The sequence below is a fragment of the Amycolatopsis magusensis genome (genome assembly GCF_017875555.1).
Taxonomy (GTDB): Bacteria; Actinomycetota; Actinomycetes; order Mycobacteriales; family Pseudonocardiaceae; genus Amycolatopsis; species Amycolatopsis magusensis.
Window position 1 is genome coordinate 5,349,998 of the sequence record NZ_JAGGMS010000001.1, and the last position, 14,556, is coordinate 5,364,553.

At 70.6% G+C, this 14,556-nt stretch carries 12 protein-coding genes; 6 read left to right on the forward strand and 6 right to left on the reverse strand.

Features of this window, described 5'->3' with window-relative positions; translation table 11 throughout:
- Positions 1–15 precede the first annotated feature (15 nt).
- The gene (locus tag JOM49_RS23990; RefSeq protein ID WP_308158848.1) at positions 16–825 is read left to right on the forward strand and encodes a MerR family transcriptional regulator; all 810 of its coding nucleotides are present in this window, start codon (positions 16–18) and stop codon (positions 823–825) included.
- A 216-nt stretch (positions 826–1,041) separates the two neighbouring features.
- Here the strand turns inward: JOM49_RS23990 and JOM49_RS23995 are convergent, their stop codons facing one another.
- The gene (locus JOM49_RS23995) at positions 1,042–1,857 is read right to left on the reverse strand and encodes an SAM-dependent methyltransferase (RefSeq protein WP_209666488.1); all 816 of its coding nucleotides are present in this window, start codon (positions 1,855–1,857) and stop codon (positions 1,042–1,044) included.
- Between the two features lie 470 nt (positions 1,858–2,327).
- Positions 2,328–2,972 (reverse strand): sterol desaturase family protein, encoded by a 645-nt coding sequence (locus tag JOM49_RS24000; RefSeq protein WP_209666489.1) that lies wholly within the window; start codon positions 2,970–2,972, stop codon positions 2,328–2,330.
- 92 nt (positions 2,973–3,064) lie between these two features.
- Between JOM49_RS24000 and JOM49_RS24005 the strand changes: the two genes are divergently transcribed.
- A complete protein-coding gene (locus tag JOM49_RS24005; protein ID WP_209666490.1) occupies positions 3,065–3,796 on the forward strand; it encodes a FadR/GntR family transcriptional regulator in 732 nt (243 codons plus the stop codon).
- On the opposite strand, the gene JOM49_RS24010 is transcribed toward JOM49_RS24005, so the two are convergent.
- From JOM49_RS24010 to JOM49_RS24020, 3 genes are read right to left on the reverse strand one after another with little or no spacing between them, the layout of a single operon-like run.
- Complete coding sequence (locus JOM49_RS24010) at positions 3,782–4,132, reverse strand: MmcQ/YjbR family DNA-binding protein (RefSeq protein ID WP_209666491.1); 351 nt, start codon at positions 4,130–4,132, stop codon at positions 3,782–3,784. The two genes, JOM49_RS24005 and JOM49_RS24010, sit on opposite strands and share 15 nt — an antisense overlap.
- A 14-nt stretch (positions 4,133–4,146) precedes the next feature.
- The gene (locus JOM49_RS24015; protein ID WP_209666492.1) at positions 4,147–5,313 is read right to left on the reverse strand and encodes an AAA family ATPase; all 1,167 of its coding nucleotides are present in this window, start codon (positions 5,311–5,313) and stop codon (positions 4,147–4,149) included.
- Between the two features lie 36 nt (positions 5,314–5,349).
- Positions 5,350–6,663 (reverse strand): SLC13 family permease, encoded by a 1,314-nt coding sequence (locus JOM49_RS24020; protein WP_209666493.1) that lies wholly within the window; start codon positions 6,661–6,663, stop codon positions 5,350–5,352.
- A gap of 198 nt (positions 6,664–6,861) precedes the next feature.
- Here JOM49_RS24020 and JOM49_RS24025 point away from each other — a divergent pair, with 198 nt between their 5' ends.
- From JOM49_RS24025 to JOM49_RS24040, 4 genes are read left to right on the forward strand one after another with little or no spacing between them, the layout of a single operon-like run.
- Entirely contained in the window at positions 6,862–8,028 is a 1,167-nt protein-coding gene (locus JOM49_RS24025) for a pyridoxal-phosphate-dependent aminotransferase family protein (protein WP_209666494.1), read from the forward strand.
- Positions 8,028–10,895, forward strand: a complete 2,868-nt coding sequence (locus JOM49_RS24030; protein ID WP_209666495.1) for an FAD-binding and (Fe-S)-binding domain-containing protein — start codon at positions 8,028–8,030, stop codon at positions 10,893–10,895. Before JOM49_RS24025 ends, JOM49_RS24030 begins: the two co-directional genes overlap by 1 nt.
- Positions 10,892–12,820: an enoyl-CoA hydratase gene (locus JOM49_RS24035; RefSeq protein WP_209666496.1), complete on the forward strand. Its 1,929-nt coding sequence runs from the start codon at positions 10,892–10,894 to the stop codon at positions 12,818–12,820. Before JOM49_RS24030 ends, JOM49_RS24035 begins: the two co-directional genes overlap by 4 nt.
- A gap of 43 nt (positions 12,821–12,863) precedes the next feature.
- The gene (locus JOM49_RS24040; protein WP_209666497.1) at positions 12,864–14,102 is read left to right on the forward strand and encodes a serine/threonine-protein kinase; all 1,239 of its coding nucleotides are present in this window, start codon (positions 12,864–12,866) and stop codon (positions 14,100–14,102) included.
- Positions 14,103–14,106: 4 nt separating this feature from the next.
- Here JOM49_RS24040 and JOM49_RS24045 read toward each other — a convergent pair whose 3' ends face one another.
- The gene (locus JOM49_RS24045) at positions 14,107–14,448 is read right to left on the reverse strand and encodes a winged helix-turn-helix transcriptional regulator (protein ID WP_282768410.1); all 342 of its coding nucleotides are present in this window, start codon (positions 14,446–14,448) and stop codon (positions 14,107–14,109) included.
- Between the last annotated feature and the right edge of the window lie 108 nt (positions 14,449–14,556).

Sequence of the window (14,556 nt, forward strand, 5' to 3'; positions counted from 1 at the left end):
CGCGACACTGGGCTGGTGATCGATCCCGCCCCGCCCGGCCCCGGCGGCCTGACCGTGGGCCGGGCGGCCGCGCTGGTCGGGGTCAGCGTCAAGACCCTGCACCACTGGGACGGCATCGGCCTGGTGCGGCCGAGCGGGCGGACCTGGGCCGGGTACCGGGTGTACTCGGCGGACGACGTCGCCCGGATCCACCGGGTGCTGGTCTACCGGGAGATCGGCTTCCCGCTCGCCGAGATCGGCCGCATCCTGGACGACCCGCGCACCGACGCGCAGGACCACCTGCGCCGGCAGCGGGAAGAACTGGTGGAGCGCATCGAGCGGCTGCAGCGGATGGTCGGCTCGGTGGACCGGATGATGGCGGCCTCGAAGGTCGGCATGCGGTTGACCGCCGAAGAGCAGGTGGAGATTTTCGGCGACCACTGGCAGCCGTCCTGGGTGGAGGACGCCGAGGAGAAGTGGGGTGAGAGCCCGCAGTGGGCACAGTACGCCGAGCGGGCCGCGGAGCGGACCCCGGAGGACTGGAAGGAGCTCGTGGCCACGGCCGACGAGTTGCACGACGATCTCGCGGCGGCCTGCCAGGCCGGGGTCGCGCCCGGCTCGGACGCGGCGAACGTGCTGGCGGAACGGCATCGCGCGATGCAGTCGGAGTACTTCGACTGCACGCATTCGATGCACGCCTGCCTGGGCCGCACGTTCGCCACCGACCCGGGGTTCCGGTCCTACTACGACGGTTTCACCCCGGGACTGGCGTGCTGGCTGCGTGCGGTGATCTTCGCGAACGCCGAAGCACACGGGATCGACCCGGAGACCGCGGTGTGGGAGTGACCCCGGAGCCGGCTGGTCCAGACCTCCGCTCGCGCCCGCCGGGCTGATGCACGCGGTCTACCTGGGGAAACCGCGATGAGGCGGAGCCGTGCTCGCGGGACGCGCCGTCGGTGAATAAGGTGGACAGCGCGTCCGAGGCCTCCTAGCCCGGGCACTGGTCTCCGGTCGCGCCCGCTGCTGGACCCGCCGAACCCCACTGGCGGGTCCAGCAGTTCCTCAGTTCTTGCGGGCCACGCCCCCGGTCATGAACCGGACGCCGACGGTGGTGGCGTCGGTGACGATGGTTTCCGGGCGCCACAGCGGCAGCGGCACGATGCCCGGCGGGAGCAGTTCGAGGCCGTCGAAGTAGGCGGCCAGCTCGGCCGGGGTGCGCACGCGGCCGGTGCCCAGCTGCGAGAGCAGCACCTGTTCCAGCTCCGTGCTCTCCGGGGAATCGCTGAGCCGGGTGAAGTTGGTGATGAAGAAGTACGAGCCGGGGGCGGCCGCGTCACGCAGCGTGCGCACGATGCCCGCCGGGTCCTCCTCGTCGAGCAGGTGGTGCAGGATGCCCACCAGCATCACGCAGACCGGCTTCGAGAAGTCGATCATCGAGAGGACCTCGGGGTGCGCCAGCACCTCCCGGGGCTCGCGCAGGTCGGCGGTCACCACGCGGGTGTTGTCGTTGTCCTGCAGCAGCGCCCGGCCGTGCGCCAGCACGATCGGGTCGATGTCGACGTAGACCACCTTGGCGTCCGGGTTGACCTGCTGCGCGACCTCGTGGGTGTTGCGCGCGGTCGGCAGGCCGGAGCCGAGGTCGAGGAACTGGGTGATGCCCTGGTCGGCGGCCAGGTGGGTGACCACCCGGTGCAGCATCGCCCGGTTGTGCGCCGCGATCTCCTTGAGCTCGGGCATCACCGCGAGACTGGCGTGCGCGACCTGGCGGTCGATCTCGTAGTGGTCCTTGCCGTCGAGCATCACGTCGTAGACGCGGGCGGCGGTCGGCACCCCGTCGTCCAGGATGACGACTTCGGTATCGGTCGACTCGGCAGGCATGTGCTGATCGCTCTCCTCACCGCTGATCGGAAACGCACCCAGGATAGTCACTCGCGCACATCCTGTCACAGCTCCGGCACCCCCAGCTGGCGGGGCGTCAATAGGCCGATGGCGCGAAGTCCGTGAAGTCTGTGAGGGCGGATTCCCGCCAGCGCCGGGAGATGACCGCGCGCCAGGGTGGTCGGTATGACGACTTCGTCCACCCCAGACGTGGTCCTTCGCCAGGCCGACGCCCTGCCCTACGGCGGAACCTGGCGCGGGCACGAGGGCATGGCGCGGTTCTTCGAGGCCATGGGCCGGACCTGGGCGAGCTTCGACCTGTTCGAGCAGGACTACGGGACACCGCGGCGATCGCACAGGCGTGCGAGACAGGCTGACCGGGCGGGGCCGAATGCTATGAGTGGGGCATTACTAGCAATGAATGCAAGTAATGCCCCACTCCTAGCAATGACTCAAGACGGGCGATCGGGTCAGGAGTCGGCGTGCAGGGTCTTCGTGGTGGGCGAGTTGGGTACGCCGGTCGGGTCCGGGTAGGTGCCGAGTACCCGGTCGGCGGTGCCCGAGGTGGTCACGGTGAACCAGTAGTGCTCGTTCTTGAAGTGGTGCAGCCGGTGGTTGCGCCAGATCGCGCGGTAAAGCCGGGTGCGTGGCCGGTAGTCGCTGTGCACCAGGTAGTGCGTCCATTCGTAGCCGAGTCCGAGCAGGCCCAGGCAGGTCAGGAAGGTCAGCCCGGTTTCCGGGCGCGGGAAGGCGAACAGGCCGATCGCGGTGACCGCGGGCAGCAGCCACAGCAGGGTCTGCCACGGGATGAAGATCAGTGGCACGTCACGCGGATCGCCGTGGTGCTCGCGGTGTTTGCGGGCGAGCAGCGAGTCGATGGTGAGCCGCCCGATCCGGCGCGGCCGCCAGTGCAGCACGCCTACGTGCACGACCCATTCGAACAGCGGGAACACCGCGAGCATGACCGCCGGGACGAGCAGGTCGCTCAATCGCCAATCGCCGAGCAGTGCGCGCGTGACGGCCGCGGCGAGCAGCAGTGTGCCGATCATCCACGGCGACGGCCGGGTCCGGAACACCCGGGCGGCGTCGGCAAGGGACAGCTGTGCACGGGGCATGACGACCTCCTCGTCGGCGGGCCTCGAAAGTAGGTCGCGCTGTGGTCAGTGGTCAAGTGGTATGACCAGTTCGCTTCCGCTAAGGTGACCGCATGACCGCGTTCAGACGGGTGGAACGCCGCTCGGTGCCCGACGAGGTGTTCCAGCAACTGCTGGACGGGGTGGTCGACGGCGAGCTCGGCCCCGGCGCCAGCCTGCCCGCCGAGCGCCAGCTCGCCGAGGTGCTCGGGGTTTCGCGCCCGGCGGTCCGCGAGGCGTTGCAGCGGCTCGCGCAGACGGGACTGGTCGAGGTGCGCCAGGGCGGCGCCACCACGGTGCGCGACTTCCGCCACCACGGGGGCCTGGACCTGTTGCCACGGCTGCTGATCCGGGCGGGACGGCTGGACACGGGTGTGGTCCGCAGCATCATGGAGGCGCGGCTGACGGTGGGGCAGGAGGTTGCCGCGCTGGCCGCCGACCGGGCCGGGGCGCGGCTGGAAACCCCGCTGCGCGAAGCGATTTCTTCGCTGACGAATACCGACGACCCGGTCTCGCAGCAGCGGCACGCGCTGGAGTTCTGGGGACACGTGGTCGACGGCGCCGACTCTATCGTGTTCCGGTTGATGTTCAACAACCTGCGTGCCGCCTACGAACCCGCGCTGGACGCGCTCGCCAACGTGCTCGGCGCCGAAGTCGGCCGCGCCGGGCACTACCGCGAGGTCACCGACGCCATCGTGGCCGGGGACCCGGCGCTGGCGAAGCGAAGCGCGGCGGAGTTGTTGCGGCTGGCCACTTCCGAGATGGACGAAGTGCTCCGCCGGCTGGACGCCTCAGCCGAGTCGTAGGCGCACCGCCTTCGGGAGCCCGGCGACCACGCGTTCGTAGGAGTGGTCGACCAGGTCGAGCACCTCGTCGTCCGGCACCGAACCGTCGAGCAGCACGGTGTTCCAGTGGCGCTTGTTCAGGTGGTAGCCGGGCCTGATCGCCGGGTGCTCGTGCCGCAGGTGCAGGGCGAGTTCGGGGTCGCACTTGAGCGACACGCACGGCGTGCCGTCCATTGTGGACAACAAGGCGAAGATCCTGCCCTCGATCTTGTAGACGTCGATCTCCGGGCTGAACGGGTGATCCTCCACCGCGGCGGGCAACGACAGCGCGTGCGCGCTCACTTCCTGCGGTCCCACGACTCCTTCTCTCGTCAACGCTTCGGCCAGTACCAGGACGGGCGGTCCAGCCTGCCCTGCCCGGACAGGATCGTGGCACCGAGTTCTTTCTCGAGTTCGAGCGGAGCCGCCTCGTCGGAGATCTGTTCCAAGGCCCGGACCAGCGGCTGCGCGTGCGAGACGACCACGATCTGCGCCTCCTTCGCGGCGGTGGCGATCAACGCGGCCAGCGCGGGCAGCAGTTCGGGGTGCAGGCTGGTCTCGGGTTCGTTGAGCACCAGCAGTTCCGGCGGCCGCGGGCTGAGCAGCGCGGCCACCCAGAGCAGGTAACGCAGGGTGCCGTCGGACAGCTCGGCGGCGCTGAGCGGGCGCAGCAGGCCGTCCTGGTGGAAGCGCAACTCGAACCGGCCGTCGGTGCTGGCCACGGTCAGCTCCGAGCCAGGGAACGCGTCGTCGACCGCGGTGGCCAGCGCGTCGGCATCACCGGACTCCTGGATGGTCCGCAGCGCGGCGGCGAGGTCGCCGCCGTCGTGGTCGAGCACCGGTGTCCGCGTGCCGATGCGCGGCTGCCGCGCCGGGGCGCCGGCATCGGTGCGGAAGTGGTCGTAGAAGCGCCACGACCGGATGCGCTCGCGCACCACCAGCAGTTCGGGGCAGGCGCGGGGATCGGCGAACTCGCTGAGCATGCTGTCGGTCAGCCCGATGCGGTGCCGGTCCTCGGCCCAGGCGCCGGTCTGGTCACGCGTGCGCACCATCGGCCCGGCACGATCGGCGAGCAGCGTGGCCGTGCGGAGCACCGGGCCGTGCCAGACGGCTTCGCGCTTGAACTCCGGATCGAGGTTGAACGCCGTCTCGCCGGGCACGGGCAGGCCGAGATCGAGCGCGTAGCCGAATTCGTCCCCGGAGAAGCCGAGCCGCAGCCCGACCGGCTTGTCGCGGCGCGTGCCCTGCACCGGCGAGCGACCCTCGCGGACCGCTCTGCCGTGCACCTCGGGCCCGGCCCACAACGTCGACGGCAGCCCGCCCTCCCGTGCCAGCGCTGCCACGGCACCATTGCGCGCCGCGTCGGCGAGCAGGCGCAGCGCGCGGTACAAACTGGACTTACCGCTGCCGTTCGCCCCGGTGACCACGGTCAACCGGGACAGTGGCAGCACCAGATCTCGCAGCGACCGGTAGTTCTCCACGGCCAAGGTCGTCAGCACCCGCACACGCTAACCCGCGGCACCGACAGAATCGCGTCACAACACCACGAAGACGAGCCAGCTGACCGCCGGGGCGAGAAGCACCATGCTGAAGCCCCAGCGCATGAGCTTGCCGAAGACCTCTTCCCTGGTCTCCTCGGTGGCGTTGGCGACCACGAGCGCGCCGCTGGTGGAGAACGGGCTCGAGTCGACCACCGAGGACGAGATCGACAGCGCGATGATCAGGCCGACCGCGCCCACCTCCCCGGCCAGCAGGAACGGCACGGCGAGCGGGATCAGCGCGCCCAGGATCCCGGTGGTGGAAGCGAAAGCGGAGACCGCGGCGCCGATCAGGCAGATGATCGCGGCGGCCAGCAGCGGCACGCCGATACCCGCCACCTGGTCGCCGAGGAAGGTGATGGTGCCGGCCCGTTCCATCATGCTGACGAAGGTGACGATGCCGCAGATCAGCAGCACGGTCGGCCAGGCCACCTGCGAGACCGCGCCCTTGGCGCTCTTCGGCGACACCAGTGAAAGCAGCACGGCCACGCTGATCGCGGTGAAACCCACGTCCAGGTCGAAGAACAGCACGCCGATGGTGAGCCCGAGCAGGCCGGCGAGGGTGAGGGCGCGGTCCAGGGTGAGCTTGGCGGAGTCGTCAGGTTCGGCGTCGGTGGAGTCCGTGCCGCCGGTGGCCGGGGCGGGGCCGTCACCTTCGGTCCGGCCGCCGACCGCGGCCAGTTCCGCCACCGGTTCCCGGCCGCGGGCGAGCAGTTTCCGCCCGCCGAAGAGGAAGAACACCACCACGCTCAGCGCCACGTTGAAGGCGAACGAGCTGACGAACAGCAGCACCGGGTTGCCGGGCAGGTTGTTCCGCGTGACCACGCCGTTGACGATGCCGCCGAAGATGCTCATCGGCGAGAAGCCGCCCGCGCTGGCGCCGTTGATGATGAACAAGCCCATCAGCGCCGGGTTGATCCGGTACCGCAGCGCGAATCCCATGCCGATCGGCGCGATGATCGCGACCGCCGCGGGCACCACCGCGCCGACCGCGGTCAGCGCGCCGGTCACCAGGAACATCATCCACGGCACCAGCGCGATCCGGCCGCGCACCACGCGCACGGCCTGGTGCACCAGCCAGGTGATGGTGCCGTTGTTGGTGGCGATGGCGAAGAGGTAGGTCACCCCGACCAGGATGACGAACAGGTCGCCGGGGAAGCCGCCGACGATGTCGTCGCTGGACTCGCCGAGCACCAGCGTGCCCACCGCGAACGCGGCGACGAAGGCGAGTGCGCCCATGTGCACCGGGAGCACGGTGGCGATCAGGAACACCGCCACGAGCGTGGCGATCATGACGAGCTGGACCGACATGCGTACTCCCAGGGTCGGCGATGACATCCGGGTCGGGTTCCGCATTACGGAATCGTGCTTCCGTTGAGAGCGAGTATGGCCGGGGTCACACAGGTCGTCAAGGGTTGAACCGTCCACTCGACCCACTGGCCGCGGCGGGCTACAGTTCACCTGGCGGTAACAGGATTCCGTATTGCGGACACGGGCGAGAGGACTGCCATGAGTTACGCGGGCGGCAGGCACTTCCTGCAGATCCCCGGCCCCACCAACGTGCCCGATTCGGTGCTGCGGGCCATGGCCGCGCCGACCATCGACCACAGAGGACCGGAGTTCGGCGAACTCGGCCGGTCGGTGCTGGCCGGGCTGAAGCCGGTGTTCGGCACCACGCGGCCGGTGGTGATCTACCCGGCCTCGGGCACCGGCGCCTGGGAAGCCGCGCTGGTCAACACCCTCAGCCCGGGCGATCGCGTGCTCTGCTTCGAAACCGGGCACTTCGCCACGCTGTGGCAGGAGATGGCGGGCAAGCTCGGGCTCAGCGTCGACTTCGTGCCAGGGGACTGGCGCCACGGCGTCGATCCGGCGCAGGTGGCCGACCGGCTCGGCCAGGACACCGCGCACGAGATCAAAGCGGTTTGCGTGGTGCACAACGAAACCTCCACCGGGGTCACCAGCCGGATCGCCGAGATCCGCGCGGCGATCGACGCCGCGGACCACCCGGCGTTGCTGCTCGTGGACACCATCTCCTCGCTCGGCTCGATCGACTACCGGCACGACGAATGGGGTGTCGACGTCACCGTCGCCGGGTCGCAGAAGGGCCTGATGCTGCCGCCCGGGCTGAGCTTCAACGCGATCAGCGACAAAGCCCTCGCAGCGTCGGAAAAGGCGAAGTTGCCACGGTCCTTTTGGGACTGGCGGCCGATGCTCGCGGCCGCCGAGCGCGGCTACTTCCCGTACACCCCGGCGACCAACCTGCTCTACGGACTCCGGGAATCGTTGCGGTTGCTGGAAGAAGAGGGCTTGTCCACCGTCTTCGCCCGGCACATCCGGCACGCCGAAGCCACGCGTGCGGCGGTGGCCGGGTGGGGGCTGGAGGTGCTGTGCGCGGACGAGCGGGAGCACTCCGCGGCGCTGACCGCGGTGCTCGTGCCCGAAGGCCACGACGCGGACAAGATCCGCGCGCTCATCCTGGACCGCTTCGACATGTCGCTCGGTGCCGGGCTGGGCAAGCTGACCGGGCGGATCTTCCGGATCGGGCACCTGGGTTCGTTCAACGATCTCAGCCTGGCGGGCACGTTGTCCGGCGTGCAGATGGGACTCGCGCTCTCGGGCGTGCCGATCCGGCCGGACGGGATCAACGCCGCACTCGACCGCCTTTCGGTGTCGTGATGACGGCCGGGCTCGAAGAGGCGCTGCGGGACGGTGTCGAAGGCGAGGTCCGGGTCGACGAGTACACCCGGCACCTGTTCTCCCGGGACGCGAGCATGTACTCGATCAAGCCCCGCGCGGTGGTGTTCCCGAAGCACACCGGGGATGTGGTGGCCGTGGTCCAGGCGGCGCGGGCCGCGGGCGTGCCGATCGTGCCGAGGGGCGCGGGCACCAGCCTCGCCGGGCAGACCGTCGGCCCCGGCGTGGTGGTCGACTTCTCCCGTCACATGAACCGGATCCTGGCGCTCGACCCGGTAGCGCGGACCGCGCTCGTCGAGCCGGGTGTGGTGCAGGACCAGCTCAACCAGGCCGCGGCGGCACACGGGCTGATGTTCGGGCCGGACACCTCGACCAGCAACCGCGCCACCATCGGCGGCATGATCGGCAACAACTCCGCGGGCAGCGGCTCGCTGACCTTCGGCATGACGATCGACCACGTGCGCGCGCTCGACGTGGTGCTGTCGGACGGATCGACGGCCCGCTTCGAGCCGGTGGACGAGGTCGAGCACGCCCGCCGCGCCGGTCAGTCCACATTGGAAGGACGGATTCACGCCGGTCTACCGGAACTGGTGCGGGACAACCGCGAGGCCATCGAAACCGGCTTCCCGCCGTTCTGGCGCCGCGCCTGCGGGTACCGGCTCGACCGCATGCTCGGGGACACGCCCTTCGACCTGGCGAAGTTCGTGGTGGGCGCGGAAGGCACGCTGGCCATCACGACCGGGGCACTGGTGGATCTGGTGCCCAAGCCCCGCCGGACGGTCTACGCGGTCGGCCACTTCACCACCACCGCGGGCGCGATCGCGGCCACCGAGGACGCGTTGTCCTGTTCGCCCGCGCAGGTCGAGCTGATGGACCGGACCATCCTGGACCTGTCCCGGCAGAAGATCGAGTACGCCGGGCTGGGCTCGATCCTGCAGGGCGATCCGGACGCGCTGCTGTTCGTCTCGTTCACCGGTGACGACGAAGCCGAACTGGTCGCCAAACTCGACGAACTGAGCGCGTTGTGGCAGCGCAATTCGCACGGCTACCACACCCTGCGCGCGGTCACTCCGGCTCAGCAGACCGCCTTGCTCAAGGTGCGCAAGTCCAGCCTGGGCCTGCTGATGGCGGCGAGCGAGGGCACCAAGCGCCCGCTGGCCTTCGTCGAGGACACCGCCGTCGAGCCGAAGCACCTGCCCGAATACACGCGGCGGTTCAAGGGCATCCTCGACGAGCACGGGCTGACCGCCGGGTTCTACGGCCACTGTTCGGTGGGCTGCCTGCACATCCGCCCGTTCGTCGACCTCGCCGACCCGGCGCAGGTGGCGACCATGCGGGCGGTCGCGGAGAAGGTCAAGGATCTGGTCGCGGAGTACGGCGGCGTCAACTCCAGCGAGCACGGCGACGGACTGGCCCGGTCCGAGTTCAACCGCGAGATCTTCGGCGACGAACTGTACGAGGCCATGCGGCGGGTCAAGGCGCTGTTCGACCCGGACGGGGTGCTCAACCCCGGCAAGATCGTGGACGCGCCGCCGATGACCGACCACCTGCGTGACAGCTCGCTTCCGCCCGCCCCGGCGTTGCGCACGCGGCTGGACTTCGAGGTGGTCGGCGGCATGCGTGGCGCCGCCGACCGGTGCATGAACATCGGGCTGTGCCGCAAGAGCAGCCCCGGCGCGATGTGCCCGTCCTACATCGCCACCAAGGACGAGGAACACTCCACCCGCGGCCGGGCCAACGCGCTGGTGCGGGCACTGTCCGAACCGGACCCGAAGGCCGCGCTGGGCGACGAGCGGCTGCACGAGATCCTCGACCTGTGCCTGATGTGCAAGGCCTGCAAGAGCGAATGCCCGATGGGCGTGGACATGGCCGCGCTGAAGACGGAAACCCTGGCGCACGAACACGATCAGCACGGGGTGCCGCTGCGGTCGCGGATCTTCGGCGCGATCAGGACGCTGAACCGGCTGGGCTCGGCGACCGCACCGCTGTCCAACCTGCCCGGCAGGATCGGCCCGCTGCGGAAGCTGCTGGAGCGGCGGGCGGGGATCACCGCGGCCCGGCCGTTGCCGAAGTTCGCGCGCCGCAACCTGGTCCGGTGGTTCGGCAACCGGGACAGCGGCGGGACCGGCGGCCAGGGACCGCTGACCTTCCTCGCCGATTCCTTCACCACCTACACCGAACCGGGCATCGGCCAGGCCGCGATCCAGCTGCTGGAGCACGCGGGCTGGGAGGTCGGGCTGTCCAGCGGTGGCTGCTGCGGCCGGTCGAGCCTGTCCAAGGGACTCATCGACGACGCGAAGCAGAAGTCGCGCAAGCTGATCACCGCGCTCGCCGGGCAGCGCGGCCCGATCGTCGGCTGCGAGCCGTCGTGCCTGTTCACCCTGCGCGACGAGCACCTGTCGCTGTTCCCGGGGGACGCGCCCGCCGCGGAGGTCGCCGGGCGGGTGCGGCAGGTCGAGGAACTGCTCACCGAAGCGATCGACGACGGAAGACTGTTGCTGCGCGAGGATTCCTGGCTCGCCGGCCGCCGGATCCTCTACCACGGGCACTGCCACCAGAAGGCCGAGGTGGGCACCGCGGCGACCCTCGAACTGCTGCGCCGCATCCCCGGCGCCGAGGTGGTCGAACTGGACGCCGGGTGCTGCGGCATGGCCGGGTCGTTCGGGTTCGAGGCCGAGCACTACGGCATGTCGATGACGGTCGGCGGTGACCGGCTGTTCCCGGCGCTGGCCGCCGAACCCGAGGACACCGTCATCGCCGCCACCGGGGTTTCGTGCCGCCAGCAGATCTTCCACGGCTCGAACCGGACGGCCTGGCACCCCGTCGAATTGATCGGGCAGGCGCGATGACCGGGCCGCTGCACGGCGTCACCGTGCTCGAGGTCGGGGTGTTCATGGCGGCGCCGTTCGCCACCGCGCAACTGGCCGACCTGGGCGCCAGGGTGATCAAGGTCGAGTCGCGGGAGGCACCCGACCCGGTGCGCTCGACCGGGCCCTTCGTCGGCGGGGTCAGCAGCACCTTCCTGCGGTTGAACCGGAACAAGGAAGCCGTCGAACTCGATCTGAAGTCCGAGGCGGGCCGCGCGGCGTTCGTCCGGCTGGCCACCGCGGCGGACGTGGTGGTGGAGAACCTGCGCCCGGGCGCGATGCGGCGGCTGGGCCTCGGCCCGGACGAACTGCTCGCGGTGAATCCCGGGCTGGTCTACGCCTCGGCGTCCGGCTGGGGCCAGGACGGCCCGCTGGCCGGGCAGCCGGGCCTGGACATCATGGCGCAGGCGCGCTCGGGCCTGATGTCGGTCACCGGCGATCCCGGCGCCGGGCCGGCGAAGGTCGGGGTGCCGGTCTGCGACCTGACCTGCGGGCTGTACGTGGCGCTCGCCGTCACCGCGGCCCTGCGGCATCGCGACCGGACCGGTGAAGGCCAGCACGTGGACGTTTCCCTGCTGGAGTCCGGGGTCTCGCTCGCGGTCTGGGAGGCCGGGCGGTACTTCGCCACCGGCGAGGTGGGGGAGCGCCACGGCACCGCGCACCAGTCGCAAGCTCCGTATCAGGCGGTCGAAGCGGCGGACGGCTGGGTCACCGTCGGTGCGATCACGCCGAACACCTGGGCCGCGTTCACCCGGGCGCTCGGCCGCGAGGACCTGCTCGAAGATCCGCGCTACGAAAGCAGTTCCACGCGGCTGGCGCGGCGTGGCGAGCTGATCCCGGAGATCGAGCGGACGACCCGGCAGTACACCACGGCGGAGCTGGTGGCCACGCTGAACGCCGCCGGGGTGCCGTGCGCCCCGATCTCGGACTACGGCGAGGTGTTCACCGACGAGCACTTGACCCAGCGCGGATTCTTCTGGGACGCCGAACACCCGGTCGCCGGGCAGGTGCGGCAGGTCGGCTCACCGATGCGGTTCTCCCGGACGCCCGCGCGACGGGACACGGCGGGCCCGGATCTGGGCGAGCACACCGAGAAGGTGCTCGCCGAGTTCGCCCCTCCGGCCGTGCCCGATGCCGGTGACGACCTGCTCCTCGAGCTGGACGACGACGTCCTGACGGTGACGTTCAACCGGCCCGGCTCCCGCAACGCCCTCACCTTCGCGATGTACGAGGCGCTGCACGCCGCCTGCGAACGGGCGGACGCCGATCCGGCCGTGCGGGTGCTGGTGCTGCGTGGCGCGGGGGACAAGGCGTTCGTCGCGGGCACCGACATCCGGCAGTTCGCCGACTTCCGCACCGGCCAGGACGGGGTCGACTACGAGGCGTCGATCGCGCGGGTGGTCGACCGGCTGGAGGCGGTGCGCAAACCGACCGTGGCCGTGGTGCGCGGGGCGTGCACCGGTGCCGGGCTCGCGCTGGCGGCCGCGTGCGATCTGCGGGTGGCGGACACCGGCGCCCGGTTCGGCGTGCCGATCGCCAGGACGCTCGGGAACTGCCTGTCCGCCAACACGATCTCCCTGCTGGTCCAGCACACGGGCCCGGGACCGGCACTGGAGCTGTTGCTGCGCGGGCGGTTGCTGGACGCGGCCGGGGCCGAACGCGCGGGACTGCTCAGCGAACTCGTGCCACCGGAGGAACTGGAGGAGGCGGTGGACCGGGTGGTCGCCGACCTCCGCCGCGGCGCGCCGCTGACCCAGTGGGCGGCCAAGGAGATCGCCCGCCGGATGCGCCGCCGCCTGCTCGTGCCGGACGAGGACGTGGTCTCCACCGTGTTCGGCAGCGAGGACTTCGCCACCGGGGTCCGCTCGTTCCTGGCCGGGGAACGGCCGGACTGGTCCGGCCGCTGAAAGTCGAGTTGAACTATTGCCCCCTTCCGTCCGTGTGCCTCGCGTGACGGACAGCGGAGTGGTGATCGCGGGGCGCTACCGGCTGGCGGACCGTGCGGGTGAAGGTGCGATGGGCGCGGTGTGGCGCGCCAGGGACGAGCGGCTGGGCCGGGTGGTCGCCGTCAAGCAACTGGGGACGGCCGATCCCCGGGCGATGCGTGAGGCACGCGTCGCCGCCAGGCTGCGGCACCCCCACGCGGTGACCGTGCACGACGTCGTGGACAGCCGCGACGGGACCTACCTGATCATGGAGTTCGTGCCGTCGAGCCTGTCGGCGCTGCTCCGCGGCGGGCGGACCCTCCCGCCGGCGCGGGTGGCGAGGCTGGGCGCGCAGGTGGCCTCCGCGCTCGCGGCGGCCCACGAACTGGGCATCGTGCACCGCGATGTCACGCCGGGCAACATCCTGCTCGGCGCCGGGGAGCAGGCGAAGATCGCCGACTTCGGCATTTCGCGGGCACCGGGCGAGGCGACGGTGACCGCGGCGGGGTTCATCGCGGGCACGCCCGCCTACCTCGCGCCGGAGGTCGCCGGCGGTGCCCAGGCCACGCCGGCGTCCGACGTGTTCTCACTGGGCGCCACGCTCTACGCGGCGCTGGAAGGCAAACCGCCGTACGGCAAGGAGCGCAGCACGCTGGCAATGCTGATGCGGATCGTCGGCGGGGAGATCGATCCGCCGCGCCGCAGCGGGCCGCTCACCGGGATCCTGCTGCGCATGCTCAGCCGGAACCCGGCGGACCGCCCGGCGATGGCGCAGGTGCACGCCGAACTGTCGGCCGACCGCCGTCCGGCGCCGGTGGTCGTGCCACCGGTACGCCGATCGAGGCTGCGTACCGGGGTGGTGTCCGGCTTCGCCGCGGCCACGCTGGCCGGTGCGGGTGCGCTCGTGGGCTACGCGGCAGGCGGCGAGGAGGTCGTCGGCACCGTGCACACGGCGGCACCCAGCGCGTGCGACGCCCGGTTAGAGGTGACGAATTCGTGGCCGGGCGGGTACGAGGGCGTGGTGACCGTGCGCAACCTCGACGCCGCGCCGCTGAAGGGGTGGACCGTGCGCTGGTCCCAGCCGGACGGGCACAACATCAACAACCTGTGGCACGGCGAGCTTTCCCAGGACGGCGACACCGTCACGGTGACCAGCGAGGACTGGAACGCCGTGGTGGTGGCGGACGGCAGCGCGAACTTCGGGCTCATCGCCGGGGTGCTCAACGACAACCCGGTGCTGCCAGCGGTCACCTGCGAAGCCTGACGGTTCAGCCCGCGCTGCGGATTTCTTCGAGGCGTTCCTTGCGGTCACAACCCCAGGCGCCGAGCGGGCGCAGCGCTTCGATGAGCGTGGTGCCCGAGCCGGTGAGCGAGTATTCGACCTTCGGCGGGACGGCGTGGTGCACTTCGCGGTGCACCACCTCGTCGCGTTCGAGTTCGCGCAGGTGCTGGATCAGCATTTTCTCGCTGACCCCGGCGAGCTCCCGTTTCAGCTCACCGAACCGCTTCGGGCCCTGGCCCAGTGCCCACAGGATGAGCACCTTCCACTTGCCGCCCACCACGTCGATGCCGGCGTCGAGCCCGGAGACGAACTTCTGGCACTGGGGCACCGGCACACACCTTTCGGTAAGCACCCCACTATTTAGTGGGTACTTGATCATCGGTAAGGGGGAAACCACGATCGGGGAGTTCGTATTCCCCGATCCCGGACCGAGTTG

Bases quoted from the DNA above. Each gene is read 5' to 3' on its own strand.
- JOM49_RS23995 (WP_209666488.1), bottom strand. From the start codon at position 1,857: ATGCCTGCCGAGTCGACCGATACCGAAGTCGTCATCCTGGACGACGGG.
- JOM49_RS24000 (WP_209666489.1), bottom strand. From the start codon at position 2,972: ATGCCCCGTGCACAGCTGTCCCTTGCCGACGCCGCCCGGGTGTTCCGG.
- JOM49_RS24005 (WP_209666490.1), top strand. From the start codon at position 3,065: ATGACCGCGTTCAGACGGGTGGAACGCCGCTCGGTGCCCGACGAGGTG.
- JOM49_RS24020 (WP_209666493.1), bottom strand. From the start codon at position 6,663: ATGTCGGTCCAGCTCGTCATGATCGCCACGCTCGTGGCGGTGTTCCTG.
- JOM49_RS24025 (WP_209666494.1), top strand. From the start codon at position 6,862: ATGAGTTACGCGGGCGGCAGGCACTTCCTGCAGATCCCCGGCCCCACC.
- JOM49_RS24030 (WP_209666495.1), top strand. From the start codon at position 8,028: ATGACGGCCGGGCTCGAAGAGGCGCTGCGGGACGGTGTCGAAGGCGAG.
- JOM49_RS24035 (WP_209666496.1), top strand. From the start codon at position 10,892: ATGACCGGGCCGCTGCACGGCGTCACCGTGCTCGAGGTCGGGGTGTTC.